The sequence below is a fragment of the Paraburkholderia susongensis genome (assembly GCF_900177725.1).
Lineage (GTDB): Bacteria > Pseudomonadota > Gammaproteobacteria > Burkholderiales > Burkholderiaceae > Paraburkholderia > Paraburkholderia susongensis.
On record NZ_FXAT01000004.1, the window covers coordinates 621,123 to 644,968 of the forward strand.

The window sequence follows — 23,846 nt, forward strand, 5'->3', positions numbered from 1 at the left end:
GAACCGAAGCGGGGGAATCGCGGGCCGCGCGCGGGGTGCGCATCAAGCCGATGCGCGCACGTTCATCCGTTTGGCCCATGCCGAGGTTGCCGCGCGATAGAACTGCTCGAGCGTCGCGGGCGATTCGCCGCCGAGCTCGAGTTCCAGATGCCGGGCCGCCGCGCATAGCGCTTCGAGCGGGTGGTCGCTGTCGAGCGCGATTGCGCCGTTCTGTTTGCTCAGTTTCTCGCCGCGTTCATTCGTGACGACCGGCACATGCAGATACTCGGGCGTTGCCACGCCCATGCAGCGCTGCAGATAAATCTGCCGCGCCGTCGAATCCATCAGATCCACGCCGCGCACGATGTGTGTGATGTCGGCGTCCGCATCGTCCACGACCACCGCCAACTGATACGCCCACTGATCGTCCGCGCGCCGCAGCACGAAATCGCCGACCTCGGTCGCGAGGTTCTGCGTCTGCGGTCCTTGCCAGCGGTCGTCGAACCCGATCACGGCGGCCTCGCCGTCGGGCACGCGCAGGCGCCATGCGCGCGCGGGCTTGCCGTGCAGACCCGTGCGGCAGGTGCCGGGATAGGCGAGCGTCGTGTTGCGCGCGTGCGCGTGCAGCAGCGAGTCGGCGATTTCCTTGCGCGTGCAGCCGCACGGATAGACGAGACCGGTCGGCTTCAACTGATCGAGCGCCTGCTGATAGCGCGCCATGCGCTGACTTTGCCAGACCGGCTCTTCGTCGGCGCGCATGCCGAAGCGCTCGAGGGTCGCGAGGATGTCCGCGGCGGCGCCGGGCACGGTGCGCGGGCCGTCGATGTCCTCGATACGCACGAGCCACGCGCCCCCATGTGCGCGCGCATCGAGCCAACTGGCAAGCGCGCTGACCAGCGAGCCGAAATGCAGCGGGCCGGTCGGCGATGGCGCGAAGCGTCCGCGATAGCTCATGGTTCGGGGCCGGAGAGTGGCGCGCCCACGCCGCTTGCCACCATCAAGCGGCGCACGCCGCCTTGCTGTCCGGATGGCACGCCGGACACGTCTTGCCCGCCACGTACAGCGGCGATTGCTGCTGCTCGGGCGTGACCACGGCGCGGCAGCCGAAGCATTGCACGGTCGCCGTCGGTTCCAGTTGCGGATTCAGCGCGGTGCGATAGTCGAACACGAAGCAGTCGCCGTGATAATGCGCGCCGCCGACTTCCTCGAAGTACTTCAGGATGCCGCCCTCGAGCTGGTACACGTTCTCGATGCCGGCTTCCTTCATGTGGATCGCGGCTTTCTCGCAGCGGATGCCGCCTGTGCAGAACGACACGACCGTCTTGCCTTCCAGGTCGGCGCGGTTGTTCTCGATGACTTCGGGGAATTCGCTGAATTTCGCGATGCGGTAGTCGAGCGCGTTGTCGAATGTGCCGACGTCGACTTCGAATGCATTGCGCGTGTCGAGCATGACGACCGGCCGGCCCGCGTCGTCGTGACCGCGATCGAGCCAGGCCTTCAGCGTGGGGGCGTCCACGAACGGCGCGCGGCCGAGTTCCGGACGAATGGCCGGCTTCTTCATCGTGATGATTTCGCGCTTGAGCTTGACGAGCATGCGCGTGAACGGCTGCGCGTCCGACAGGCTTTCCTTGAATTGCAGATGCGCGAACTTGCCTTCGAACAGCGCATCGTGACGGATGTAGTCGATGAACGCGTTGGTGGCTTCGCGCGTGCCCGCGACAAACAGGTTGATGCCTTCCGGCGCGAGCAGCACGGTGCCGCGCAGACCGAGCGCGTTGCAGCGCTCGGTGACGAATGGGCGCCAGGCGGCGGTGTCTTCGATGGTCGCGAATTGATACGCGGCGAGATTGACGATACTCATGTGTGTTCAGCGGTAAAGAGGGCCGGCGTGGCGAGGGGCGGCTGGTGGCGTGTTGCGCCGCCGGGGTTGTGCCCCGTATTGGGCCCGCGCTCTGGTGCATCGGCGGCCACGTCGAATGAGGCGAAACCGCTATTATCCCTCAACCCGGCATTTCCCCCGGCCTGGCCGAATGGCTAACGGGTTGCGTTAGCGCAAAGACGGGTGCTTCGCTGGCGGCTGACGCACGCGGCGTGTCGTCGCGAGCCTGGCGCCATGTCATGCCCTGGCCGGATCGCTAACGCGCGGTTTTGACCTGAAATCTCAGGAAGGGTGGAGTTACAATGTCGCCCATGTCAGATCCCCGCTTCGTTCATCTCCGCGTTCACTCCGAATTCTCGATTGCCGACGGCATCGTGCGTCTCGACGACATCGTCGCGGCGGCGGCTAAAGACGGTCAGGGCGCGCTCGCGCTCACCGACCTCGGCAATGCGTTCGGTCTCGTGCGTTTCTACAAGGAAGCGCGCGGCAAAGGGGTCAAACCCATTGCCGGCTGCGACGTCTGGATCACCAATCCGGACGACCGCGAGAAGCCTTCCCGTCTACTGCTGCTGGTCAAGGACCGGCACGGTTATCTGAATCTGTGCGAGCTGCTCAGCAAGGCGTCGCTCACGAACCAGTATCGCGGCCGCGCGGAAATCGAAGCCGGCTGGCTCGAATCCGGTCTGGGCGAAGGGCTGCTCGCGCTCTCGGGCGCGCAGCACGGCGATATCGGTCTCGCGCTCGCGGCCGGCAACGAGGAAGCGGCGAAACGCAACGCGCAGCATTGGGCGAAGGTGTTCCCGGGCGGCTTCTATATCGAACTGCAGCGCTGCGGCCAGCCCGGCGGCGAGCAGTACGTGCAGCAGGCGGTCGCGCTCGCGGCGTCGCTGAAATTGCCGGTCGTCGCCACGCACCCGATGCAGTTCATGACGCCGGACGACTTCACCGCGCACGAAGCGCGCGTGTGCATTTCCGAGGGCGACATTCTCGCGAATCCGCGCCGCCAGAAGCGCTTTACCGACGAGCAGTATTTCCGCACGCAAGAGGACATGGCCGCGCTGTTCGCGGACCTTCCGTCGGCGCTCGCCAACACGGTGCAGATCGCGAAGCGCTGCAATCTGACGCTCGAACTCGGCAAGCCGAAGCTGCCGCTGTTCCCGACGCCCGACGGTATGTCGCTCGACGATTACCTCGTGCAGTTGTCGAAAGAGGGCCTCGAAAAGCGGCTCGAGCAGCTTTATCCGGATGAGGCCGAGCGTACCGCGCAGCGCGCGACGTACTACGAGCGCCTCGAGTTCGAGTGCGGCACGATCATCAAGATGGGCTTTCCGGGCTACTTCCTGATCGTCGCGGACTTCATCAACTGGGCGAAGAATAACGGTGTGCCGGTGGGGCCGGGCCGGGGCTCGGGCGCGGGTTCGCTCGTCGCTTATGCGCTTGGCGTGACCGATCTCGATCCGCTGCGCTACAACCTGCTGTTCGAACGTTTCCTGAATCCGGAGCGGGTCTCGATGCCCGACTTCGACATCGACTTCTGCCAGCACGGCCGCGATCGCGTGATCCAGTACGTGAAGGAGAAGTACGGCGCGAATGCAGTGTCGCAGATCGCCACCTTCGGCACGATGGCGGCGAAGGCGGCGGTGCGCGACATCGGCCGCGTGCTCGATCTCGGCTACATGTTCACGGACGGTATCGCGAAGCTGATCCCGTTCAAGCCGGGCAAGCACGTCACGATCGCCGACGCGATGAAGGAAGAGCCGCTTCTGCAGGAGCGCTTCGACAACGAAGACGAAGTGCACCAGTTGCTCGAACTCGCGCAGCGCGTGGAAGGGCTTACGCGTAACGTCGGCATGCACGCGGGCGGCGTGCTGATCGCGCCCGGCAAGCTCACCGACTTCTGCCCGCTCTACACGCAGGGCGACGAAAGCGGCGTGGTGAGCCAGTACGACAAGGACGACGTCGAAGCGGTCGGCCTCGTGAAGTTCGACTTTCTGGGCCTCACCACGCTGACGATTCTCGACTGGGCCGAGCGCTACATCCGCCGCCTCGATCCGTCGAAGCAGGACTGGTCACTCGGCCAGGTGCCGCTCGACGACCCGGCGTCGTTCTCGATCCTGAAGAAAGCGAATACGGTCGCGGTGTTCCAGCTGGAAAGCCGCGGCATGCAGGGCATGCTGAAGGACGCCCAGCCCGACCGCTTCGAGGACATCATCGCGCTCGTTGCGTTGTACCGTCCGGGTCCGATGGACCTGATCCCGAGCTTCTGCGCGCGTAAGCACGGCCGCGAAACGGTGGAGTATCCCGATCCGCGCGTCGAGCCTGTTCTGAAAGAGACCTACGGCATCATGGTCTACCAGGAGCAGGTGATGCAGATGGCGCAGATCATCGGCGGCTATTCGCTCGGCGGCGCCGACCTGCTGCGCCGCGCGATGGGCAAGAAGAAGCCCGAGGAGATGGCCAAGCACCGCGAGATCTTCGCGGAAGGCGCGGCGAAGAACGGCCTCACGCGCGAGAAGGCGGACGAGACCTTCGACCTGATGGAGAAGTTCGCGGGCTACGGCTTCAACAAGTCGCACGCGGCCGCGTATGCGCTGCTTGCGTACTACACCGCGTGGCTGAAGGCGCATCATCCGGCCGAATTCATGGCGGCCAACATGTCGCTCGCGATGGACGACACGGACAAGGTCAAGATCCTGTTCGAAGATTGCCTCGCAAACAAAATGGCGGTGTTGCCGCCGGACGTGAATCTGTCCGCGTACCGCTTCGAGCCGGTTGCCGAAGCGGACGGCAAGCGCTCGCGCACGATCCGCTACGGTCTCGGCGCGATCAAGGGCAGCGGCCAGAACGCGATCGAAGAAATCCTGCGCGCGCGCGAAGAAGGTCCGTTCATCGATATCTTCGATTTCTGCAATCGCATCGATCGCCGTATCGTCAATCGCCGCACGGTCGAGGCGCTGATTCGCGCGGGCGCGTTCGATACCTTGCACGCGAATCGCGCGCAGCTCATTGCTTCCGTTTCGCTCGCGATGGAAGCGGCCGAGCAGGCGAGCGCCAATGCGCTGCAGGCGGGTCTGTTCGACATGGGCGACGCGCCGTCGCAGGGTCACGAACTCGTCGACGAAGCCGAGTGGCCGGAAAAGAGAAAGCTTCAGGAAGAGAAGGCCGCGCTCGGCTTCTATCTGTCGGGCCACCTGTTCGATGCCTACAAGGACGAAGTGCGCCGCTTCGTGCGCCAGAAGATCGGCGAGTTGAAGGAAGGGCGCGACAAGCTCGTCGCGGGCGTGATCGTGTCGCTGCGCACGCAGATGACCCAGCGCGGCAAGATGCTGATCGCGCTGCTCGACGACGGCACCGGTCAGTGCGAAGTGACGGTTTTCAACGAGGTCTTCGAAGAGCACAAGCAGCTCTTCAAGGAAGACGAACTGCTCGTCGTGCAGGGCATGGCGCGTAATGACGCGTTCACGGGCGGCATCCGCTTTACCGTCGACACGGTCATGGACCTCGGCCGCGCGCGCTGCCGTTATGCGGACTCGGTCAAGGTGCAGATGAACGGCAATGCGGACGCGCTCGCGTTGCGGCGCGTGCTGGAAGCGCATGGCGCGGGCAAGGACGAGCCGCCGGTGGCAGCCGCGCCGGCGGTTGCGCCGCGCGGCAATGGCGGCGGGCGTAATGGTGGACACAGCGGCGGCCAGGGCGGCGGTTATGGCGGTGATGGAGGCCGTCAGCGTCAGGCCGTGCAGATTCCGAGCGGGCTTGCCGTGCAGGTGGTCTACCGCAGCGAAACCGCGCAAGGCGAGATGCGCCTCGGCGACGCATGGCGCGTGAAGCCGACCGATGAACTGCTCGCCGCATTGCGCGGAGAATTCGCGGGCAGCTCGATCGAGATCGTCTATTGACGAGGGGCGGGTTTTGCCTGTGGTTCGGCGGCCGCCTTTTTTACCGCCTTACCGCCGCCCCGTTCCGCGTGTTTCGCCCGTTTCCCCCATGCGCGCGAGCTTCAGAAACCGGTAGTACACCGTTTCCGCGTTGAACATCGCGATCATGAACCCGGCGCGGCCGTCCAGAAAGCCGCGCCGCAGCAGGTAGGTCCGCACGAACGCCCAGCAGCCTCGTCCGAGCGCCTTGCCGAAGCTGCCGCGTTGTCCCGCCGCGTAACGCTGTTGCGCGCCGGCCGTCGAGTAGGCGTCGAGCTTGCGCAGCACGCCCTCGAAGTTCTCGTACGAGTAATGCATGAGCTTGCCGCTCAGGCGTTGCGCGGGCGTGTCGAACACGAGGCGCTCGTGCACGAGGTCGTCGGAGAAACGGGCGGCGCCGCGTTTGAAGAGGCGTGGAATCCAGTCCGGATACCAGCCGCTGTGATGAATCCAGTGGCCGCAGAAGCTCGACAGGCGGTCCACCGCGTAGACGTCGGCGGCGGGCGCCGCGAGCGCCGCGCGAATCGACGCGGCGAGCTCCGGCGTGACGATTTCGTCGGCGTCGATCGACAGGACCCAGCTTGTCGTGAGCGCGTCCACCGCGCGGTTTTTCTGCGGACCGAAGCCGGGCCAGTCCGTCTGTTCGATCACGCGGGCGCCGTGCGCGCGGGCGATGTCGGCCGTGCCGTCGGTGCTGCCGCCGTCGATCACGACGATCTGGTCGGCGAAGGCCAGAGCCTGCAGGCATTCGGCCAGCCGCGCCGCCGCGTTCCGGGTGATGATGGCGACGCCAAGGGTGGTTTCTTGCATACCTGAGTTGCGTGGAGGACGAACGGGGCCAAACGGGCAGCGAAGAGTATACACACCCCATCCGGCCCCACACCTGCGCGCCGATCCGCGCCATGTTTCCGCGCATTGCGTCGGGCACTCCGTCACGGCCGCGATCTTCAACCGATTACAATGCTCTTTTTTAATATTTCACGCGGCGGCAACGCCATGCACCGCGTGCTCGCCGTTCCGCATTTCCAGAGGATTCCTTGAGCGCGAAGCCAACGTTAAGCAAACCCATGGGTTCAGGCGATGCGTCGTCGCCGGCCGTCGTCCTGCGCCGCTTGTGGCCGTTCATCAAGCCGCTGCTGTGGGTCGTGATCGGCGCGATCGTCGCGATGGCGGCGAGCGCCGGCACCGATGCCGCCATTCCCGCGCTGCTCAAGCCGCTGCTCGACAAGGGCTTCGGCACCCATGCGACCGACCAGACCAAGTGGCTCGTGCCGATCGCCGTGATCGGCCTCGCGCTGATCCGCGGCGTCTCGCAATATGCGTCGGGCTATCTGCTCGCCTACGTGTCGAACAAGATCCTGCTCGAACTGCGCCTGAAGATGTTCGACCGCATGATCCACACGAGCGTCGCGTTCTTCCAGCGCGAAACCGCGAGCACCGTGATCAACGCGATCGTCTTCGAGGTCAACCAGATCCTCAACGTGCTGCTGAGCGTGATGGTCACGCTCGTGCGCGACTCGCTGACGGTGGTCTTCCTGCTCGGCTACCTGTTCTATCTGAACTGGCGCTTGACGCTGATCGTCGCCGTGCTGCTGCCGGGCATCGGCTGGCTGGTCGGCAAGATCAACCGCCGGCTGCGGCGGCTGAATCGCGAGCATCAGCTGCTCACGAACGAGCTGTCGTACATCGTCGAGGAGACGGTGGGCGGCTACAAGGTCGTCAAGGTGCACAACGGCGAACAGTACGAGATGGACCGCTTCTCGGCGATGAGCAAGCGCCTGCGCGGCTATGCGATGCGCATGACGGCGTCCGGCGGCCTCGCGCAGCCGCTCACGCAGTTCCTCGCGTCGATCGCGCTCGCCATCGTCATTACGATCGCGGTGGTGCAGTCGTCGTCGGATCAGACGACGGTCGGCGGCTTCGTCGCGTTCGTCACGTCGATGCTGCTCATCATCTCGCCGCTCAAGCATCTGATGGACGTGAACCAGCCGCTGCAGCGCGGCATGACCGCGGCCGAGCTGATCTTCGGGCTGATCGACGAGCCGGCCGAGCCGGAAGGCGGCGGCAAGCCGCTCGAGCGGGCGCGCGGCGAAGTCGAGTTCCGCGACGTGTCGTTCACCTACGGCACCCACTCCACGCACAGCCGTCACACGCTCGACCAGGTATCGTTCAAAGTCGCGCCGGGAGAGATGGTCGCGCTCGCGGGCCCGTCGGGCAGCGGCAAGACCACGCTCGTGAACCTGCTGCCGCGCTTTTTCGATCCGACCGGCGGCGCGATTCTGGTCGACGGCGTCGCGCTGCCCGAATACGGCCTGCACGCGCTGCGCGGCCAGATCGCGATGGTGAGCCAGGACGTCGTGCTGTTCAACGATACGATCGCGCACAACGTCGCGTATGGTCAGCCGGCCGATCCGGAGAAGGTCAAGGCGGCGCTGCGCGCGGCGAACCTGTGGGACACCGTGCAGGCGATGCCGCAGGGCATCGAGACGCTCGTCGGCGACAACGGCATGATGCTCTCGGGCGGCCAGCGGCAGCGTCTCGCGATCGCGCGCGCGATCTACAAGGACGCGCCGATCCTGATTCTCGACGAAGCGACCTCGGCGCTCGATTCCGAGTCGGAGCGCCACGTGCAGGCGGCGCTCGAAACGCTGATGAAGGGCCGCACGACGCTCGTGATCGCGCACCGCCTGTCGACGATCGAACGCGCCGACCGCATTCTCGTGATGGAGGCGGGGCGGATCGTCGAGCGTGGCAGCCACCGCGAACTGCTCGCTCAGGATGGCCTGTACGCGCATCTGCACCGTATCCAGTTCCAGCAGAGCGCGGCCTGATCCGGCGCGCGCTGGCGGGGCGCTGTAGCACCGCGCGGCGGTCCGCAGCGCCCTGAATCCCACCTTCGTCAGCCTCGCTCCCCACGCACGACACGCTTGAGCCAGATCCCCGGCGCATACACCGCTGGACAGCTCGCATACAGAAACATGCGGATGCGCAGCCCGCGTTTCACGCCGGTGCTGCGTGCCAGCAGCGCGATGCGCTCGCCGAGGCTCCGCGCCTCGAACATCGCGCGGATGAACTGCTCGCGCGCGAGCTTCGGCGCCATCGCGGCGCGCATACGTTCGCCGAGGCCGGCGATGTCCGCGTCGCGCTGCAACTGCGCGAGTTCGGCGAGGCCATGACGATTGCTCTGGCGCATCCGCGCGATCAGCTCGTCGACCGATTTGTAGCGGCGTTTGCGCGACAGGCCGCCGCGCCGGTAGCGCACGAGCGGCTCGCGCAGGCTGATGGCGCCGCCCGAGAGGATTGCGCGCAGCACCATGATCTGGTCTTCGGCCGCGGCGCCCGGCAGCATCGGCCCGAAGCGCTCGAACAGCCGCCGCGACCATGTGTGCGCCGCGCCGATGAGCCATGGGCGGCGGCCAAGCCAGTCGTCGAAGCTGCGGTAGCCGTCCAGTTCGGTCGGGCTCACCCGCTCGTGCACGTGACCGGCTTCGTCCATGTCGGCGAGATCGGTGGCGATCAGGTCGGGGCGGCGCTCGTGCGCGAGCCAGCAGTCGACGACGCGCGCGCAGCGCTCGGGCGCGGACATGTCGTCGCCCGCGGCGACGAACAGCAATTCGCCGTGCGCCATCTGCGCGAGTTGCGAGAGGTGCGCGCTGATGCCCTGGTTGACCGTGTTGCGCCGGGCGATCACGCGATGCGGCCCGCTGTAGCCGGCGAGCGCCGCTTCGATCGCGGCGAAGGTGGCGTCGCTCGAGGCATCGTCGGACACGATGATTTCGAGCGGTTCGTAGGTTTGCGCAAGGGCGCAGCGCACGGCGTCGCCGATCTGCTGCGCCTGGTTGTACGCGATCACGAGCATCGAGGCGAGCGGGCGCCCGGTGCTGGCGGCGGACGTAGCCGGCGTGGCGGCTGTGGCGGACGTATCAGACGCGGAGGACGTGGCGGGCGGCTGGCTATCGGTCATGGAGTCAGGGCGGAGGCGATTGGCCTAGATTCTAGCCGCTGGCAGCCATGCCGCGCGACGCAGCCGGTTCGCGGCGCGTTGCCGTGAGCCGGTCCGAGCCCGATTGAGCCCGCTGAGCCCGCCGAGCCCCGCCAGAACCCCTACAAACAGCAATAGATGAGCGCCCCGAAACCCATCCTTTACAATTGCCGCTGCCCGCAACCCGGCACGCGCGGCTTGCTCAGAGCGTGCGCCTCACCGAGATCCGATCCTTGTCAGAGCCGATCCGCGACCCGAACCGCCGTCCCCTCATCGACATCGCGCTGACCGCTCAAGCGCTCAAGAACAGCGGCGGCGCCGAGCGCTACACGCGCGATGTGATCGCGGGCCTGCATCGGATGGGTCTGCGCCCGACGCTCTTCGCGCGCGAGATCGACCGCGCGCTGCCCGAGGCGGCATGGATCGACGCGCAGCCGCTCAACGTGCGCTGGGCGCCGCGCAAGCTGCGCAACCTCGCGTTCGACTGGCGTCTGAAGCAGCGCCTGAAGCGCCATCGTCCCGCGTGCGTGTTTTCGATCAATCACTCGACGCATGCCGACGTCGCGCTGTGCGGCGGCACGCATCCGGGCTCGCTCGAAGCCGCGGGCCGCGCGCCGCGCCGCAGCGACGAATGGCAGATCGAGCTGGAGCGGCGTGTCTATACGCGCGCGCGTTCGATCGTCGCGCACTCGCAATTGATGAGCCGCGAGCTGCAGCGCTTTTACGGCGTGCCGGCCGGGCGCATCGACGTGCTCTATCCGCCGGTCGACACCGCGCGCTTCAAGCCGCTCGACGACGACGCGCGCGCCGCCGTGCGCCGCCAGTTCGATCTGCCCGAAGACCGCGTGATCTTCCTGTTTTCGTCGACGAGTCATGAGCGCAAGGGCTATCCGCTGCTCGAAGCGTTTTTTTCGCAGACGACGCTGCCGGTCTGTCTCGTCGTCGTCGGGCGGCCGGTGCCGAAGACCGGCGAGACGATCCGCTACGCGGGCTACAGCAAGGAGATCGAGAAGCTGTTCGCGGCCGCCGATTTCACGGTCGTCGCGTCGGCGTACGAGCCGTTCGGCCTCGTCGGCGTCGAGTCGGTGATGTGCGGCACGCCGCTCGTGATCGCTGACAACGTCGGCTCGGCGGAGACCGTTACCGGTGCGGCGAAGATCGAGTTTTCGCGGCAGGAGGCAGGCAGCCTCGAGCGCGCGATCGGGCAGGCAGTGGAGCGCGTGAAGAGCGGCGGCGCGCGGATCGCGGCGCCGCGCGCGAGTCTCGTGTACGACCCGAGCGTCGACGCGCATGTCGCCGCGCTCTATGCGTTGTTCACGCGCTGAGTCGTGTGGGGATGCGCCGGGCGGCCGATGCGACGCGCGGCTCGAGCCAAGGAGCGGGAATGGGGCTGAGCGGGAGCGGCCCGCTCGAATTCACCTCGATCATACGGCCGCGTCTCGCGCTGACGCCGGCGTCCCCGGCTCGCGCGCCAGTTCGCGTTTCCTCGCATCGATCACCGCCAGCAGCGTCGCAACGAGCAGCGCGAGCAGCACCGTCACCATGATCGGCACGAGCACGTCGATCGTGAGCCCGAAGATCACGGTGCTCGTGGCGACCGCGAGACCCGCATACGCGGCCGCGCGAATCACCGGATCGGCGGCGTGCCGATGCCGCCAGAAGTACACCGACATCCCGTAGTAGAAAAGCAGCAGGCAGATCACGCCGATCGAGCCCATCTCGGCGAGCGCCGAGAAAAAGTCGCTGTGGGCGCGCTCGTTGACGATTTCGGCCTTCACCTCGCCGCGCTTCGCCATCACACCGAGTTCGTCGACCAGATGCCCCTTGCCGATCCCGTACACCGGATGATGCTCGAAGATCATCCGCGACGCGTCCCACAACTGCAGGCGCAGACCCACGGCCGTGTAGTCCTCGCCCTTGTGCATCATCGATACGTCGTTCGGCACCTCGGCGAGGCGCTTGTGAATCCGCTCGGTCGAGAGCAGCCCGCCCGCGGCGATCGCGATCGCGAGCGTCGCGACGAGCAGGCGCTTTTTCTGCGTGAACCATTGGTACTGCATGCCGAGCAGCACGACGAACACCGGCACGGCGAGCCAGCCGCCGCGCGTGCCCGACAGATACGACGCATAGCCGCCCGAGACGAGGGCGAGCAAACGGGGCGCGAGCACGCGCCAGTCGCGCGGGTTGTCCCAGCCGAGCGTGAAAACCGACAGGAAGGCGAGCAGCAGCGCGGTATCGCCGAACGGAATCGCGTTCGTGTACGAGTTGTTGAGCCGGTTCGCGTCGGTCCAGCCGCCCGGCGGCTGATCGATGATCGCCCACAGGCCGACTGCGAGCGCGCCGGCCGCGCAGCCCCAGCCGATCATGCGCAGATTGCGCGATGGCAATTGCCGCAGCAGCAGGAACACGGGCAACGCGAACACGAAACGCGACAGCGCATCGAACTGCCGGGGCAGCCAGTAGCCGAACACGAGTTGCTGCACGCCGATCGCGACGACGAGCGCGAGCATCCCGACGGTGAACCAGCGGTAGGTGCGCAGCGCGGAGAAGTAGCCTGGCATGCGCCGGTTGACGACGGCCGCGCCCAGCGCGAGCGCGACGAGGGCGAAAAAGCAGTAGCCGGTGCCGCCGCGCCATACCAGGTTGACCGCGGGTGCGAAAAACAGCAGGGCCGTACTGAGCCAGATCAGACTGGAAGCGAAAATCATAGGCTTACGATATGTATGAACACTACCGTTCCGGTGGTGAAATTGCGGGAACGCCGGACCATTTGAATTGTTTCAACACGGTAGAGCGATCCGGATTATAACCATGCGCCTCCTTGCAAAATGCTTGCTGCCATACACGGTAAGGCAGCCGCGGCTTCTGTCGTCCGCGCGGGCGGCAGCGGTACAATCGCGCGAAACTCATGGCCGGCGCGCGGCGCATGCCGCGCCCGCGCCTAGCTCAACGGACCGAATCGATGTTCTCAATCATCATCCCGACCTGGAACAACCTGCCTTATCTGCGCCTCGTGATCAAAAGCCTGCGGCGTCATTCGACGCACCCGCACCAGATCATCGTGCACGTGAACGATGGTTCGGACGGCACGCTTGCGTGGGTGCGCGACGAGGGTATCGAGCACACGGCGTCGCCGGGCAATATCGGCATCTGCCACGCGGTCAATATCGCGGCGGCGCGCGCAACCGGGGACTACATCGTCTACATGAACGACGACATGTACTGCTGCCCCGGCTGGGACGACGCGCTCGTCAGGCGGCTCGCCCAGATGCCGGCCGACAATCTGTTCATGCTGTCGGGCACGATGATCGAGCCGGTCGATTCCGGCAATCCGTGCGTGGTCGTGCAGAACTTCGGCCGCGACGTCGAAACGTTTCGTACCGAGGAGCTGGTCACCGCGGCGCCCGGGCTCGTGCGCGCCGACTGGCGCGGCGCGACGTGGCCGCCCACGCTCGTGCACCGCGACTGGTGGCATAAGGTCGGCGGCTACAGCAGCGAGCTGAGCCCCGGCATGAGCAGCGACAACGACTTCTCGATGAAACTGTGGGATGCGGGCTGCCGCGTGTTCCTCGGCGTCGGCGACAGTCTGGTCTATCACTTCCAGCAGAAAAGCACCGGCAAGATCGTCAAGAACGACGGCCGCCGCCAGTTCCTCAACAAGTGGGGGATGACGCAGGCGACCTTCGACCGCTACTACCTGCGCCGCGGCACCGCGGTGGAAGGGGCGGTTGCGGTCGCCGATCCGGAGCGCACGGGCCGTTTGCGGCGCGCGCTGCTGAAGTCGCGCATCAAGCGCGCGTTCAGCTAGGGTTTGTTGACGCCAATAACGGGTTTGCAAGTGTGCCTTTGTGCTCAGTTCTTCTGGTTCTTTGGCGTCCGCGCGGACTCGCGATTGGCGTAAAGGCGTGAACGGGCCCTGGCGGGATTCGGCGGCGCGTTGGCGCGAGCGATCGGGCACGCGTCGGCCGCGAGGCAAACGTACAGCGAGCGCGCATCACGCAGGCATCGGCGTGTTCGGGGCGCGCACCAGGCTCGAGTCAGACTCTCGTCAAACACCGCCGGTCACGAGCGGCAACACGGTCAGATCCGGATGCGTGCCGTCGACGATGCTGCGCCCCACGTGCACCGCTTCGTAGAGCGCTTCGTCCTGGCTCGCGAAGCTTTCTTCTCCGTCCGCGTGAAACGGCACTGCGTGGCCGGGAATGTGAGGGTCAGCGCCCGGATGGCAGACGTAGCCGAGATAGGTGTAACGGCTGTCCTGCGCGAGCGATGCGGGAGCCGCATGGGCCGCATCGGGCGGGCTCACCGGAACGGGCGAGACGTGTATTTCGAAGCCCTCGTATTCAACCATCTGCCAGGCTACGGTTTCATCGGCCATGGCCGTCTCCCTCTTGGTCTCTCCTGTCAAAAAGTCTAGGTGATTTGCCGCCGGAACGCCCGCGCGGGAGGCTACGGCAAAACCATTACGGCGTGAGTGCGCCGGGCGGGCTGAGCAGCGCCGGGTTGCTCTCGAGATGCCAGTTTCCGGCGATGGCGGCCGTCCCGCTCGCGGTACGGGTCGAACGCCCGGCGGTCGACGGTCTGGCCGTTGTTCTCTCGTTTCGGATGAGGCGCACCCGGCGGACATCGGTTGATTTTGATAATCGGCATGACGCTGGAAGGATTTTCGCGTTTTATTTGAAAATCGCTTCAAGTTCGGCGGGGGAGAACCAAAAACGCTCCGCGAGCTTCCGTCAGATAAAATGCTGCGCTTTGCCCGGATTCGACATCGCTCATGTGGTTCAAAAACCTTCAGTTGCACCGCCTCCCCGCGCCGTGGTCCGTCACCCCCGAACAGATGCAGAAGTGGCTCGCGCCGTACGCGTTTGCGTCCGGCGGCAGCGTCGAGACGCAAAACCAGGGCTGGGCGCCGCCGCGCGAGGGCGACTCGCTCGTCTACGCGCTCAACGGCCAGATGCTGCTGACGTTTCGCGCCGAAAAGAAGCTGCTGCCCGCGTCGGTCGTCACCCAGGTGACGCGCGAGCGCGCGCTCGAACTCGAGGAGCAGCAGGGCTTCAAGCCCGGCCGCAAGCAGATGCGCGAACTCAAGGAGCAGGTCACCGACGAACTGCTGCCGCGCGCGTTCAGTATCCGTCGCGACACGCGCGTGTGGATCGATTGCAAAAACGGCTGGCTCGTGATCGATGCAGCCTCGCAGGCGCTCGCCGATGAGGTGCGCGGGCTGCTCGTGAAGTCGATCGATCAGTTGCCACTCGCCACCGTGCGCGTCACGCAGTCGCCGGTCGCGGCCATGACCGGCTGGCTGCTCGACGGCGAGGCGCCGGCGGGCTTCACGCTCGACCAGGACACCGAGCTGCGCTCGCCGACCGAGGGCAATGCGACGGTGCGCTACGTCGGGCATACGCTCGACGCCGACGACATGCGCCGCCATATCGAAGCGGGCAAGCAATGCATGCGGCTGGCGATGACGTGGAACGATCGCGTGTCGTTCGTGCTGACGCCGTCGCTCACGATCAAGCGCGTGGCGCCGCTCGACGTGCTCAAGGAAGCGAGCGACCCGACTGCGCAGAACGACGACGAACGCTTCGATTCCGACGTCGTGCTGATGACCGCCGAACTCGATCGCATGCTGAACGATCTGCTCGACGCGCTCGGCGGCGAGCAGGGCGAAGAGGGGTTCGCGTTGCCGCGGGCCGCGGCGGCCTGAGCGAGCACGGCGCGGCGGGGATGCCGAACGTGCACGCGTTCAGGGTGTTTTTTTGAGCGTGGTTTGAACGTGCATCGAATGCGCTTCAGAAGCCTGGCCTAACTTGTCCTCGCGTTGGGCCACCGCTCGCGCCGTCATTCCTCGGCCAGCCAGGCGCGTTTGCGCCGCAGCAGCGCCGAGCCGATCGAGACCGCCGCGCCGATGCCGCCCATCGTCAGCGATAGCACGACGATCAGCGGGCCGGTTTGGGTGCGCGCGGAGAACACGCTGACGAGCAGACCCGCGAGCGGCTGCGTCACGTTGTTCAGCAGGATCGCGACGCCGATCGTCTTGCCGTAGTCCTCGGGCGGAATGATCTGCAGACGCGCGCTGCGAATGTAGACGTTGAACATCTTGTCGAAGCCGACGATCAGCAGAAAGCCGAGCGCGTAACCCCACGGCGCCGCGCTCGCGCCCGCGATCACGCCGCCCGCGCAGATCGCCACGAAGGCGACGAGGCCGAGCGCGCGCGCGGGCCATCCCGCGCGCGCGACCGTCAGCAGAACCAGCACGGTGGCAACCGCGCCGGCCGTTTGCAGCCCCGCGTAATAGCGGGTCGATTGCGCGTGAAAGCCCGTCACCATCGCCGCCGATGTCGCGAGCGTCACGCCGATCACGAGGTTTTCCGCCGCCGCAAGCATGATGACCTTCTTCAGGCCCGGCAGCGTCCACACATGGTGCAGCGCGATGCGCAGCGGCTGCGTCCAGTGGCCGGCGGGTGCGCGCGGCAGATCGGGTGCACGAAAGCCGCTCAGGCGCTGCCACAGGAAGAGCGCGCCGTCGGCGGCAAGAAACAGCACGCCGGTTGCGGCGACCACCGTTTCCCAGCGCCACAGGCCGAGCAGCAGCGCGGCCAGCATCGGCCCGAGCACGAAGCCCAACTGGTCGGCCAGTTGTGAATAGGCGAGCACGCGCTGGATGTGCTGCGTGCTGAAGATCTGCGGCAGCATCACTTCGCGCGCGACGAGCCCCTGGCTCGTCAGCACGCCGCACGCGGCCGACAGCGCAATGAGCCAGCCGATGCCGCCGAACAGCGCATACGCGGCGATGCCGCCGAAGCACGCGAGCGCCCGCACTGCCTGGCTCAGGCGCATGAGTTTGAGCGGCGGGAAGCGGTCGCACAGCGCGCCGAAGAACGGGAACACGAGGTAGCGCGGCAGCGTTTCGATGAAGAACGCGAGGCCCGACCACGAGACCTGATGCGTCGTCTGGAACACGACGAGCGGCACGAGAAAGAGCAGGATCTGATCGGCGAGACGCGCGACAAACAGCGAGCAGAAGAAGGCCTGATGGTTGACGCGCACCGTGAATGTCCCGCCGTTTATGGGTCGAGGCCGATCCTATCAAAGATCGCGGGGGACGTGGCAGCGTGGGCGAGCGCGATGCCGGACGTTGCTTTCCCGTGCGCTCGCCGATTTCGCCGCGGCATCGTCGCGGAAACCTCTACTCCCCGCGATACGCCTTTTCGAGCGGTGCGATGTCGAGCTTGACCATCTTCATCATCGTCGCCATCACGCGGCTCGCCTTCTCGCGGTCCGGATCGAGCAGCATGTCCAGGAGCACGCTGGGCGTGATCTGCCACGACACCCCGAAGCGGTCGCGCAGCCAGCCACATGCCCACGGCTCGCCACCGTCGAGCAGCTTCGACCAGTAGCGGTCGACTTCCTCCTGCGAGTTGCAGCGCACGAGCAGCGAGATCGCCGGTGTGAACTGATATTGCGGGCCGCCGTTCAGAGCCATGAACTCCTGACCTTCGATTTCGAAGGTGACGGCCACCACCTTGCCTGCCGGCCCGGGGCCAGCGTCCGTGTAGTGCATCGTGGTGGCGATGCGGGACTCGGAGAACACCGATATATAGAACTGCGCGGCTTCCTCGGCATTGCCGTCGAACCACAGGCACGGTGCGATTTTCTGCATGACGTTGCTCCTTCAGGACTGCTGCGGGTTGTGTCGGAGTGGACATCGGGCTGGCGCTGGTTTGCGCCCTACGCGTTCCATCCGGTGTTCTGTCCGGTGTTCCGTCAGGCGCGAGGGCCGCGCCTGACGGTCGCCCGGCGGTCGCAGGGCGCCTCTGCCTACTTCTGCTCGTCCGACGGGCGCTTCAGCACTTCATCGAGGCCATCGCCTGCTGGATCTCCTCGGCGCTCAGATCGCGCTTGTGCGTCGCGAGCGACCAGCTATGCCCGAACGGATCCTTGACCTGGCCGTAGCGATCGCCCCAGAACATATCGGTGACGGGCATCATGACGGTTGCGCCCGCGTCCACGGCCTGTTTGAAACTGGCGTCGACGTCCTCGACGTAGTGGTGAATCGTAACGGGCGTGCCCTTCAGCGTATTCGGGCCGAACGTCTGATGTTCGGGCCATTCGTCGGTCAGCATCAGCATCGAGTCGCCGATTTTCAGCGTGGCATGCATCACCTTGCCGTCCGGCCCCGGCAGGCGAATCTGCTCGACGGCGTTGAAGGCTTTCGTGTAGAACGCGATTGCTTGCGCGGCGTTCGCGCAGATCAGGTACGGCGTGAGCGAATGCATCCCGTCGGGGATGGCTTTGACGGCGGTGCTGGTCATGGCGAAAACTCCTTGAAATGACGGATTCCTCAGTGGAAAGGCCGGCTGTGCGAGCCAGGTCTTCAACGTTACGACGAGTTCGCCGTTGGTGAATCGACACTCCGGAAAAAATATTTTTCCGGCAGGGAAGTGGGGCGGGGCGCTTATCCCGGTCCGCATACACCAGCGCGCTTACCCGGCCGGATTGTCCTCGTCCGGCGGCGGCGCGGACGGCGGCGCACTGCCGGCCGGCGCGCCGAGAATGCTGATCTGGAACGTCGGCGTGGCGGCGAGCGACTGCAGCGTGGCGTCCTCGGGAATGTGCTCGTAGAGCGGCAGGATCACCGAGCCGCCGATCACCGCGCGCCGGCTGTTGTCGGCGGGCCGCAAACCCCACACGTCCTGATAGACGACGGGGACCGTCACGCCGTCGCGGGTCGTATTGCCGATGTACAGCATCACGTGGCCGCCGATGTAGATCAGCGTGCGCAGCGCTTCGCCATGCTGCGCGAGATAGGCGAGCCGCTCGGCGGGCGTCGACGCGGACAGATCGACCATGCGCCCGGCGCTCATCTGCGTCGACGAATGGCGCGGCAGCCACACGCCGAACGCGGCGAAAATGCTTTGCAGTTCCGACGAACAGTCGTTGTAGAGCCCGCTGTTGCCCCATCCGTAGGGCCGCCCGATCAGCGCTTTCATCAGCATCGCGAGATGGCGCGGCGTTGCGGTCAGCGGCATCGACGCGATCTGCGTGTCGTCGAGCGACGCGGTGCGGATCAGAGCGCGGCCGTCGACGTCGCGTGCCGGGACGAGGAGTTGGTGCGTAGTGGTGGCCTCGTTGGCGACCCGGCTCGCGGTGTCGCCCGTAATGGAACCATTTGCCGCAGATGACACGCCGTGCGTCGTTGCCGCAGCAGTTGCCGACGACACCACTGACGACTCCGGCAACAACGGCAACAACGTGCCCGCCGGCGCCTCGAAGCGGAACACGCCGCGGCTGTCGCGCACCGCCGCCGACGCCACCGTCACCGCGCCGAGCGACTGGCCGGCCGCCGCGCGCCATCGGTCGACGAAACGGTCGTCGGCGAACGCGACGCCGTCGCTGCGCACCCAGCCCTGCACGTCGGGCGTCTGCACGTAACGCCACGCGCCGTCGACGCTGCTGCCGAGCACATAGAGCGGCGTGCCCGGCCGCACGGCCGAAATCTGCAGGTTGTCGAACGGATAGCCTTCGCCCGCCAGATGGTGATCGTAAAACGACGGATCGTCGGTCGGCAGCTCGCGCACCATGAGGTTGCCGGTGGCGATCGCGCGGCGCTCGGGCTGGTAGAGCGGTGCCTGCGTGAACTGCGCGACGTTCATGTTGCGCGCGATCGCATCGATCCACGCCTTGTCGTGCGGACGGAAATTCTCACCGTAGCCGAGCGCCGCGCCGTGCTTACCGGTGTTGTCGAACTTGTCGATACGGCGCTGCTGCAGTGCCGCGATGTCCTCGCCCTGCTGACGGTAGACCCGTGCCGTCACGTAGTCGGCGTTCCACGGCGACGGCGCATTTGCGCCGGTGCCGAAGTAGCGCGCGTAGAGCGCGTGGAAGTGGGCCTGCTGATCCGCGGCGCTGAGGAACGGCCGGTCGTAGTCCGGGCTCTGCGGATCGAGCCAGTGATCGACGTTCTGATCGTAATGGGCGAGCGGGAACAGCGTGACGTTGTCGACGAATGCGTGCATGGCGCGCGGCGGCGACGGATTGCTGCAGGCGGCGAGCATCGCGGCGGCCACGCAGAGCACGGCGGCGCGGCCGACGCGGCGTGCGTCGCGCCACGGAAAAGCGAGGTGGGACAGAACGGCAACGGACATAGGGGTTCGGCGTGTGGAGTCCAAGGGCACGATGATACGGTGTCGGCGATTGGAGCGGGCGTGTGTGGGCTGTCGCCGCGTTGCCAATGCCCGTACATAGCGCTTCTGTGTTCTCATACGAGTACGGCGCGTTCATCGTGCCAGCGCGATACAGCGCTTCACGCGCACGCGAGCGCAACACACGAGCCTTCCATTGCACTCGTTTTATCTTTCAACACCGTGCCTCGCGACGTTGCTTCGCAACGTTCGCGCGAGGCGTTTCGACCAATGAGGAGCACGATATGAAAACCAGCGCACGCAACCAGTTCAGCGGCGAAGTGACCGGCGTCACGCACGGCGCCGTCAACGATGAAGTCGTCTTGCGCACCCAGGACGGTCTCGAGATCGTCGCGATCATCACGCATGGCAGCGCGAAGTCGCTTGGACTTGCCGCCGGCAAGAAGGCGTTTGCGCTCGTCAAGGCATCGTCGGTGATCGTGATGGTCGACGTCGCGAAGCACCAGGTGTCGGCGCGAAACTGCATCGAGGGGACCGTAGCCTCGGTGACGAAGGGTGCGGTCAATTCGGAAGTGACGATCAGCGCGGGCGGCGCGCAGATCGCAGCGATCATCACGAACGACAGCGCCGAGCGCCTCGGGCTTGCGAGCGGCAAAGCGGCGACGGCGATCTTCAAGGCGTCGAGCGTGATCGTCGGCGTCGAGTGAACTTGCAATCCTCCGGGCTTTGCTGGGCAAGGCTCATCGGCCTTGTAGCTGATAGAAAAACACCCTACGGCGTAACGCGCTCGTAGGGTGGGGCATCTCATTAGCCCCGCAGAAGCGGGGCTGCATCTCACCACTTAGTCATCGTCAGTATGTTATTGAGAAATTTATTCTGTGCCTTTCGAGCATCATAAATGCACTGTTGATATATGGCTGGATACATTGAACCATCGTGTTTCGTCTCCCATCCATCACCCGAATCGCGTTGCAACTCACAGTATCTGATCGAATCATCCTGCGCTTTCATGTACTCATCGAGCAGTATCGTATGAACGTTGTTAGCTGGAATGCTCGCTCTAATGCTCTTATAAAGTCGCTTGTTCTCTACCGCAATATCAACACTCAAGCCTTGATAGCACTCTGCATCTCCATAACCGCCGCCGAGATGCTCCAGGCATTCAGGGTTGGTTTTCGATACGGCCATCTTCGATAAGATGGCGACTGACACCAGGCAAGCAAGGTGTTTAGTGAGAGGCATCATAAATTCCTGATCTAAAAAGGCGTGACTCGGCAACGCGCCGATTAGCAACTCACCGGTTCGCAATGGCGCTTGGGGTCAGTGCCGTAACACGCCGCTTACGGCTTCGCCAGTTCCGCCAGACAAGCCTTTTTGACGTCCTGCAACGAGGAGTCGCGGACCTTGTCTAGCGCAGCTTTGGCGCGTTTGATGTAGGCGGGGATATCCGGAACGGTGTCTTCAATGAACGGTGCGGAGCAAAGGCGATTGACGCCCAGCACCGGCCCGTTGTTGGGGTCAATGGCCCTTAGAACCGCTCTCGGATTTTTGGGGAGCGCGTAAGCCAGGCCGATTCCAAGATCTTCGGAATTTCCGCTGTCTGTCCCCTCCGCCAGCTTCGGGACAAGTGCGACCCATGCAGGATTACCGGAGTCGATATGGGTTAGCACGTCATTCCATTCCGATTCGGACATTCCCCTTACCACCGCCTTCGCGCCTTCGTCGTGTATTAGCTTGGCAAGGGCGAACGGATTTGTCTCAGAACTCGCGCTGGCTGCCGAGCAGATGCAGGCCAAGGCCAGGGTGAATGCGAACAAGAAACCGGATGCGTGTTTCATTGAACGACCTCTAGTTTTACCGGTTGCAGCGCCAGAGTAAGCGCGTTCAACGCGTTCTCCATTAAATGAAAGATTTCCGGTGCCTTGCAGATACGACCATGGCATTTTCCATTTATCTCACAGGTGCCAAAAAGGTCAGGCTAATCGAATGTGGACTCGGTGAACAATGGGCGTAGGCCCAAAGTTTTTGCTGCCCTCATAGGATCTAAAGGGAAATCCAAAAAAACGCAGGGTAGCGGACAGCGCGGCGGATCAGTGCTGGTCGATTCGTTGGTTGAAGTGCGCCTGCCGATCGCGGCGGTAAGGATCGGCCGCTTGCTTTACACTGCACCCCTTGCCGTTCCTCTTTCCGCTTTCATCACGGACGCCGTCATGTTCGAAGTTTCCTCCCCCTCCCATCTGCCCAAAGCCGCGCAATACGACGAACTGGTCGCGCAGGCGCGCTCGCTGCTCGCCGGCGAAACCGACTGGATCGCCAATGCCGCGAATTTTTCCGCTTTCGTGTTTCATTCGTTGAGCGATCTGAACTGGGCCGGCTTTTACTTTCACGATGGCCGTGAACTGGTGGTCGGCCCGTTCCAGGGCAAGCCCGCGTGTGTACGCATTCCGCTCGGCAAGGGCGTGTGCGGCACGGCCGCGCAAACCCGCAAAACGCAGGTCGTGCGCGACGTGCACGAGTTTCCCGGCCATATCGCGTGCGACTCGGCGTCGCAATCGGAAATCGTCGTGCCGCTCGTCGCACCGGACGGCACGCTGATCGGCGTGTGGGATGTGGATAGCCCGGTCATCGCGCGCTTCGACGAAGAAGATGCAAAGGGGATGGAAGCGCTGTGCGCGGTGTTCATTGAAGCGGCGTTGCCGCGTGGCGTGTAGTTTTCCTGAGGATTCCCTGAGCGAAATTCGTTGTACCAGCGCCCGCGGCGAGTCCTCTCGCCGCGGGCTTTTTTTATGGGCATAACCGCGCAAACCTCCCGCCGAAAGCGTGCTGCAAGCAGTGCGCGCTCTGCGCAAACCGTTTTCCGCGCGACGCAAGCGGCGTACCTCGCGCTGTAAGGCGACGGACAGGAACAAATCCTGCTCCGCCTGCGTCAGGAAACGCCATGGAACAACACGACGATGAACGATCTCTTCTCCCGTCTCTTTCATCTTCAGCCGTCGCTGCTCGTCACGCTGACGCACGACGCTGCTCATATCGCGCTGGCCGTGCTGATCCTCGTGATCGGCTGGTGGCTATCGAACCGTGTCGGGTCGATGTTCGCCAAAGCGCTCGCGCACACGCAAGCGGACCCCACGCTCGCGCCGATGCTCGCGGCGATGGGCATGTGGGCCGTGCGCGTGCTCGTGTTCATCGCGGCGTTAGGTGAAGTCGGCATCGCCACCGCGAGCGTGCTGGCGGTGCTCGGCGCGGCCGGTCTCGCGATCGGTCTCGCGCTGCAAGGCACGTTGCAGAACATCGCGGCCGGCATGATGCTGCTTTTGCTGCGGCCATTTCGCGTCGGCGACGTGATCGAAGGCAGCGGCGCGGCGGCCGGCATCGTGCGCGAGGTCGGGTTGTTCACGACACGTATCGAGCGTGGTGACGGCAACGCCGTGTTCGTGCCGAATAGCCAGATCTGGAGCAATCCGGTCATCAACTACAGCAGCGGCGGCACGCGGCGCATCGAGGTCGAGGTGGAACTCGCGCAGCGTAAGGACGTGGATGCCGCGATCGGGCAGTTGCAGAAGCTCGTTGCCGAAGAGCCGCGTGTGCTGAGCGGGGCGACACTCGCGCCGGTTGTGACGGTGGCCGGCTATCCCGAGGACGGCGGCGCGACGCTGCGGATTGCAGCGTGGGTGCGCACGCCCGATGCCTCGCTCGCGGATGGGGATTTGCAGGAGCGGGCGCAGGTGGCGTTGGAGGAGGCGGGGTGCGAGGTGGCGGCGTAGGGGGCGGGAAATTGATGGCCCGCCATACGGCAGGCTTTTATCTGCCTTACACATAAAAATTCAGACACTCCCAACCTTCCTGGAGACCCGGGTCCGGGTGCCCATTTCGCGTGCCGGAATAGTAATGAATTGCGCTTGGATCGCAGCATAGCTCCGCTTAGTATCCACCAGATGGAGGGGCCT

At 65.1% G+C, this 23,846-nt stretch carries 20 protein-coding genes; 8 read left to right on the top strand and 12 right to left on the bottom strand.

The features are described from left to right. Positions 1–42: 42 nt before the first annotated feature. Both gluQRS and B9Z01_RS15660 read right to left on the bottom strand, forming a co-directional pair. Positions 43–933, bottom strand: a complete 891-nt coding sequence (gene gluQRS / locus B9Z01_RS15655; protein WP_085484521.1) for a tRNA glutamyl-Q(34) synthetase GluQRS — start codon at positions 931–933, stop codon at positions 43–45. A 43-nt stretch (positions 934–976) separates the two neighbouring features. Next, positions 977–1,840, bottom strand: a complete 864-nt coding sequence (locus B9Z01_RS15660; protein WP_085484523.1) for a sulfurtransferase — start codon at positions 1,838–1,840, stop codon at positions 977–979. 320 nt (positions 1,841–2,160) lie between these two features. Here B9Z01_RS15660 and dnaE point away from each other — a divergent pair, with 320 nt between their 5' ends. After that, positions 2,161–5,754 (top strand): DNA polymerase III subunit alpha, encoded by a 3,594-nt coding sequence (gene dnaE, locus B9Z01_RS15665; RefSeq protein WP_085484525.1) that lies wholly within the window; start codon positions 2,161–2,163, stop codon positions 5,752–5,754. A 48-nt stretch (positions 5,755–5,802) separates the two neighbouring features. Here dnaE and B9Z01_RS15670 read toward each other — a convergent pair whose 3' ends face one another. Next, positions 5,803–6,582 (bottom strand): glycosyltransferase family 2 protein, encoded by a 780-nt coding sequence (locus tag B9Z01_RS15670; protein WP_085484527.1) that lies wholly within the window; start codon positions 6,580–6,582, stop codon positions 5,803–5,805. Between the two features lie 227 nt (positions 6,583–6,809). Between B9Z01_RS15670 and msbA the strand changes: the two genes are divergently transcribed. Beyond that, a complete protein-coding gene (gene msbA, locus B9Z01_RS15675; protein WP_085484529.1) occupies positions 6,810–8,603 on the top strand; it encodes a lipid A export permease/ATP-binding protein MsbA in 1,794 nt (597 codons plus the stop codon). Between the two features lie 68 nt (positions 8,604–8,671). Here msbA and B9Z01_RS15680 read toward each other — a convergent pair whose 3' ends face one another. After that, a complete protein-coding gene (locus tag B9Z01_RS15680; protein ID WP_420814680.1) occupies positions 8,672–9,631 on the bottom strand; it encodes a glycosyltransferase family 2 protein in 960 nt (319 codons plus the stop codon). A gap of 356 nt (positions 9,632–9,987) precedes the next feature. Here B9Z01_RS15680 and B9Z01_RS15685 point away from each other — a divergent pair, with 356 nt between their 5' ends. Continuing rightward, entirely contained in the window at positions 9,988–11,079 is a 1,092-nt protein-coding gene (locus B9Z01_RS15685) for a glycosyltransferase family 4 protein (RefSeq protein ID WP_085484534.1), read from the top strand. A gap of 99 nt (positions 11,080–11,178) precedes the next feature. Here B9Z01_RS15685 and B9Z01_RS15690 read toward each other — a convergent pair whose 3' ends face one another. After that, entirely contained in the window at positions 11,179–12,462 is a 1,284-nt protein-coding gene (locus tag B9Z01_RS15690) for an O-antigen ligase family protein (RefSeq protein ID WP_085484536.1), read from the bottom strand. A gap of 254 nt (positions 12,463–12,716) precedes the next feature. On the opposite strand from B9Z01_RS15690, the gene B9Z01_RS15695 reads away from it, so the two are divergent. Beyond that, complete coding sequence (locus B9Z01_RS15695) at positions 12,717–13,562, top strand: glycosyltransferase family 2 protein (protein WP_085484798.1); 846 nt, start codon at positions 12,717–12,719, stop codon at positions 13,560–13,562. Positions 13,563–13,802: 240 nt separating this feature from the next. Here the strand turns inward: B9Z01_RS15695 and B9Z01_RS15700 are convergent, their stop codons facing one another. Beyond that, positions 13,803–14,132, bottom strand: a complete 330-nt coding sequence (locus B9Z01_RS15700; protein WP_085484538.1) for a hypothetical protein — start codon at positions 14,130–14,132, stop codon at positions 13,803–13,805. A 396-nt stretch (positions 14,133–14,528) separates the two neighbouring features. On the opposite strand from B9Z01_RS15700, the gene B9Z01_RS15705 reads away from it, so the two are divergent. Beyond that, a complete protein-coding gene (locus B9Z01_RS15705; RefSeq protein WP_085484540.1) occupies positions 14,529–15,461 on the top strand; it encodes a recombination-associated protein RdgC in 933 nt (310 codons plus the stop codon). A 134-nt stretch (positions 15,462–15,595) separates the two neighbouring features. Here the strand turns inward: B9Z01_RS15705 and B9Z01_RS15710 are convergent, their stop codons facing one another. The 4 genes from B9Z01_RS15710 to B9Z01_RS15725 form a co-directional block, all read right to left on the bottom strand. Continuing rightward, a complete protein-coding gene (locus tag B9Z01_RS15710; protein ID WP_085484542.1) occupies positions 15,596–16,804 on the bottom strand; it encodes an MFS transporter in 1,209 nt (402 codons plus the stop codon). Between the two features lie 139 nt (positions 16,805–16,943). Next, a complete protein-coding gene (locus B9Z01_RS15715; RefSeq protein WP_085484544.1) occupies positions 16,944–17,417 on the bottom strand; it encodes a VOC family protein in 474 nt (157 codons plus the stop codon). A 184-nt stretch (positions 17,418–17,601) separates the two neighbouring features. Next, positions 17,602–18,069 carry a VOC family protein gene (locus tag B9Z01_RS15720; RefSeq protein WP_085484546.1) on the bottom strand — a complete coding sequence of 156 codons (468 nt, stop codon included), beginning with the start codon at positions 18,067–18,069 and terminating at the stop codon, positions 17,602–17,604. A 171-nt stretch (positions 18,070–18,240) separates the two neighbouring features. Next, positions 18,241–19,902, bottom strand: a complete 1,662-nt coding sequence (locus B9Z01_RS15725; protein ID WP_085484548.1) for an SH3 domain-containing C40 family peptidase — start codon at positions 19,900–19,902, stop codon at positions 18,241–18,243. Positions 19,903–20,183: 281 nt separating this feature from the next. On the opposite strand from B9Z01_RS15725, the gene B9Z01_RS15730 reads away from it, so the two are divergent. After that, the gene (locus B9Z01_RS15730) at positions 20,184–20,606 is read left to right on the top strand and encodes a TOBE domain-containing protein (protein ID WP_085484550.1); all 423 of its coding nucleotides are present in this window, start codon (positions 20,184–20,186) and stop codon (positions 20,604–20,606) included. A 127-nt stretch (positions 20,607–20,733) separates the two neighbouring features. Here the strand turns inward: B9Z01_RS15730 and B9Z01_RS15735 are convergent, their stop codons facing one another. Both B9Z01_RS15735 and B9Z01_RS15740 read right to left on the bottom strand, forming a co-directional pair. After that, complete coding sequence (locus B9Z01_RS15735) at positions 20,734–21,141, bottom strand: hypothetical protein (RefSeq protein ID WP_244196029.1); 408 nt, start codon at positions 21,139–21,141, stop codon at positions 20,734–20,736. A gap of 98 nt (positions 21,142–21,239) precedes the next feature. Beyond that, positions 21,240–21,737 (bottom strand): hypothetical protein, encoded by a 498-nt coding sequence (locus B9Z01_RS15740; protein ID WP_085484552.1) that lies wholly within the window; start codon positions 21,735–21,737, stop codon positions 21,240–21,242. Positions 21,738–22,109: 372 nt separating this feature from the next. Between B9Z01_RS15740 and B9Z01_RS15745 the strand changes: the two genes are divergently transcribed. Together B9Z01_RS15745 and B9Z01_RS15750 are read left to right on the top strand one after the other, a co-directional pair. Continuing rightward, positions 22,110–22,610: a GAF domain-containing protein gene (locus B9Z01_RS15745; RefSeq protein WP_085484802.1), complete on the top strand. Its 501-nt coding sequence runs from the start codon at positions 22,110–22,112 to the stop codon at positions 22,608–22,610. 243 nt (positions 22,611–22,853) lie between these two features. Further along, positions 22,854–23,663, top strand: coding sequence for a mechanosensitive ion channel family protein (locus B9Z01_RS15750; RefSeq protein ID WP_085484554.1), 810 nt, complete (start codon positions 22,854–22,856; stop codon positions 23,661–23,663). Positions 23,664–23,846 lie beyond the last annotated feature (183 nt).